The 3,843-nt window shown below is 68.3% G+C and carries 1 protein-coding gene and 2 pseudogenes; all 3 read left to right on the top strand.

Features of this window, described 5'->3' with window-relative positions:
* Nucleotides 1-102: pseudogene (locus ACZ6ZQ_RS38325) on the top strand (ATP-binding protein); the annotation flags it as partial.
* Between the two features lie 338 nt (nt 103-440).
* Nucleotides 441-3,746 carry a sensor histidine kinase gene (locus tag ACZ6ZQ_RS38330; protein WP_469773162.1) on the top strand — a complete coding sequence of 1,102 codons (3,306 nt, stop codon included), beginning with the start codon at nt 441-443 and terminating at the stop codon, nt 3,744-3,746.
* Nucleotides 3,664-3,843: pseudogene (locus ACZ6ZQ_RS38335) on the top strand (hypothetical protein); the annotation flags it as partial. The gene ACZ6ZQ_RS38330 and the pseudogene ACZ6ZQ_RS38335, both read left to right, overlap by 83 nt.

The following is a 3,843-nucleotide window of genomic DNA, read 5'->3' on the forward strand; positions in this document are numbered from 1 at the left end:
CCCGACGCACCGATCATCACCACCGACGCCCGCCACCGCGCCGACGCCAAGAGCGCCCTCATCACCCTCGTCGAACACGCACTCATGGCCCGCCTCAAGTAGTGGTGGTCGTACGGCAGTTGTCGTATACCCGGGTAAGGCGGACCGTGTCCCTTTGACACGGTCCGCCTCCGTGTTCATAACGTTTCGACAGAGAATTGACCGGGCTCGGACACCCGATGCATTCGACTGGTATCACTGCGCTCACATATGCCCCACAATTTGACTGGGCTCGCTCTTTATGCCCGTTTTATCTGCGGCTTGGAGCACTCGGAACGGCCGATTGCCACTGTTTGGAACCGACCGGCCTGGCGTGCTGAAATCAACGAACTCGTGAGTAGTACGGCCCTGAACAATAAACGGCACAACGTAGGTGCCGACGCCGAGAGGTTGTTGGTCGAGTGAGGCGAAGCAAGACGAGCTCCGCAGAGCAGCAGGCGCGGGGCAACTTCACCCCGCCCCCGCGTGCAGCGGCATCGCCTGCGGATGTACAGCCCGTGGCGCAACCCACCACTGGCAGCTCCAGCAAGCTGTCCCCCCGCAACTGGCGCGTGCCCACCAGGCTGAACGCGATCCTCCTCATACCCGTGCTGGTCGGCCTCGTCATGGGCGGCTTCCAGGTCAAGGGATCGATCGACACCTGGAACGAGGCACAGGACGCCGAGAAGACGGCGCTCATCGTGCGCGCCGCCTCGGAGTACGGCCAGGCCCTGCTCAACGAGCGCGACCTCACCGCCCGGCCGCTGCTGGAGGGCAAGCGCGAGGACAAGGTCGTCAAAGAGGCCCGCGCGTTGACCGACGCCGCGAAGCTGAAGTTCGACGCGGCCGTCAGGAACATGCCGGAGAAGCAGGGCCTCGAGCGCCGCCTCCAGCTCTTCCGCGCGGAGGAGCCGAAGCTCGAAGACCTCCGCAAGGCCGCCTACACCAGCAAGCTCGAGACCGCGGAGAAGTCCAGGGGCAACCCCAACGACCCCACCGACGACAAGCCCGGACCGGTCGGCACGCAGGAGGGCTACACGCTCGTCCAGCACTCGCTGATGGAGTTCTCCAACGAGCTCGGACTCGGCACCGGCAACGTCACGAGCTACGGCCGCATGGTGTACGCGATCCAGCTGGCCAAGGCCGCCGAATCGCTGCAGCGCTCCATCGGCATGGAGCTGCTCGTCAAGCCGAACAGCAAGAAGTCCATCAAGGCCGGTCAGACGGTCGCCTTCTCCTCGTACGCCTACCTTGAGGGCATCGCCCTCGCCGAGTACGTCTCCGGCGGTACGGCGGAGGACACCGAGAAGCTGCAGACCGTCATGCGCCGCAAGTCGGAAGAGGGCGCCAAGCGGCTCGCCGCCGCCGCCGCGCAGGCCGCCGCCGCCAATGTGCCGTTCAAGGCCCCGCCGAACTCGAACGGCTCCGTCTACGACGGCATGGTCGGCGAGATCAGCAAGGGCGGCGACCCCGAGGAGCTCGCCGAGAAGGGCGTGACCCCGGACTTCTGGATGGCCGCCGCCACCGCCAAGTTCGACGGCTACAGCGAGGTCGAGAAGGACCTCGTCGACAAGTCCGTGGCCGAGGCCGCGCGGATCTCCGACGACGCCAAGACCGACGCCGTCGTCAACGGTCTGATCGTCATCATCGCCCTGCTCACCGCGTTCATCGTGGCCGGCATGGTGGCCCGCCAGATGAGCCGCTCGATGCGCCAGCTGCGCACCGCCGCCTTCGGCATCGCCGAGCAGCGCCTGCCGATGCTGGTCGACCAGCTGTCCCGTACCGAGCCGGGCCGTGTCGACACCCGCGTCCAGCCGATCCCGATCGACACCCAGGACGAGATCGGCGAGGTCGCCCGCGCCTTCGACCAGGTCCACCGCGAGGCCGTCCGGCTCGCGGCCGAGCAGGCCATGCTGCGGGGCAACGTCAACGCGATCTTCACCAACCTCTCGCGCCGCAACCAGTCGCTGATCGAGGGCCAGCTGACCCTGATCACCGATCTGGAGAACAACGAGGCCGACCCGGACCAGCTGGAGAACCTCTTCAAGCTGGACCACCTCGCGACCCGTATGCGCCGCAACGGCGAGAACCTCCTCGTTCTCGCCGGCGAGGAGCCCGGCCGCCGCTGGAACCAGCCGGTTCCGCTGGTGGACGTGCTGCGCGCCGCCTCGTCCGAGGTGGAGTCGTACGAGCGCATCGAGCTCACCGGTGTCCCGGAGTCCGAGATCCACGGCCAGGCCGTGACCGACCTCGTGCACCTCCTCGCCGAGTTGCTGGAGAACGCCACGACGTTCTCCTCACCGCAGACCAAGGTTCGCGTCACCGCAACCAGGCTCCCTGACGGTCGGGTCATGATCGAGATCCACGACAAGGGCATCGGCCTGACCGCCGAGGACTTCGCGGACATCAACCACAAGCTGGCCAACCCGCCGACGGTGGACGCTGCGGTCTCGCAGCGCATGGGCCTCTTCGTGGTCGGCCGCCTCGCCGACCGGCACGGCATCCGCGTCCAGCTGCGCCCCTCGGGCGAGCAGGCCGGTACGACGTCGCTGGTCATGCTCCCGGACGCGATCACCCACGGTGGTGGCGGTGAGGCGCTCCCGCAGGACGACTTCACCGTCTCCCAGATCATTCCGCAGCAGCAGGCGCAGCAGCAGGCCTTCGAGCCCGCTCCGATGCGCACCGCGGCGGAGCTCGGCTTCGACGACTCCCGCTACGAGCAGGCTCCGGGCGACGAGCGCCAGCTGGACCCGGTCAACCGCTCGCTGATGCGCGAGGAGCGCCGTGCGGCGCTGGAGGCGCAGGCCCACGGCGGCGACCGCCCGCTGTTCCGCGACGAGGCCCAGCAGGGCTACGGCGAGCAGGACGGCTACGCCGGGGAGCAGTACGAGCAGGGCTACGCGGCGCAGGAGCCGCAGGCCGCGTACGACCAGAACGGCTACGAGCAGAACGGCTACGAGCAGAGCGGCTTCGAGCGGGGCGGTTACGACCGTGACGGCTTCGAGGGCAACGGCTACGACCGCACTGGTGAGTTCCAGGTTTCCGGCGGTTACCCCGAGCCTCGGCAGCAGACCTATGCGGAGGCTGGTTACGACGCTCCGCAGGGCTCGCAGCCGCAGTACGACGACCAGTTCGCCCCCCAGTCCCACCAGGGAGAGTGGGCGGATCAGGGCGCGTACCAGGGTGCGTACGAACCGGAGTACCGAACGGATGCGGAATCTGCTCCCGGCGGTCCCGCGAACGCCCCCGAGCGCGTAGGCTTCGACCGTCCGGGTCCGGCCTCGAACACCAGCCATCTGACCGACGCCGGTCTGCCGCGCCGCGGCAGCAGCCAGCAGGGCCAGCAGTCCCGGGGTACCAACACCGGACAGGCAGGACAGGCCAGGCAGGCCCCCCAGGCACCGCAGGGCGGGCAGGCGGAGGGGGACGGCTCCGGCGACTGGCGCTCGAAGAACGACGAGCGCTGGCAGCGGGCCGAGAAGCTCCGCGAGCCCAAGGCGGGCGGAGTCACCCCGTCCGGCCTTCCCCGGCGGGTTCCCAAGGCCAACCTGGTCGAGGGCACGGCGGAGCAGACCCCGCAGGGTGGCCCACAGGTTTCCCGCGCCCCTGAGGACGTGCGTGGCAGGTTGAGCAACCTGCGACGCGGTGTCCAGAAGGGACGCAGCGCGGGAACGGACACGAACGGATCGGGCTTCGGCCCGGGCAGTACCTACAACCAGGAGCGTTAGTGTGAGCCCGATGAGCCAGGCGGCGCAGAATCTGAACTGGTTGATCACCAACTTCGTGGACAACACCCCTGGGGTGTCCCACACCGTGGTGGTCTCC

This window comes from Streptomyces sp. NPDC053673 (genome assembly GCF_055585225.1).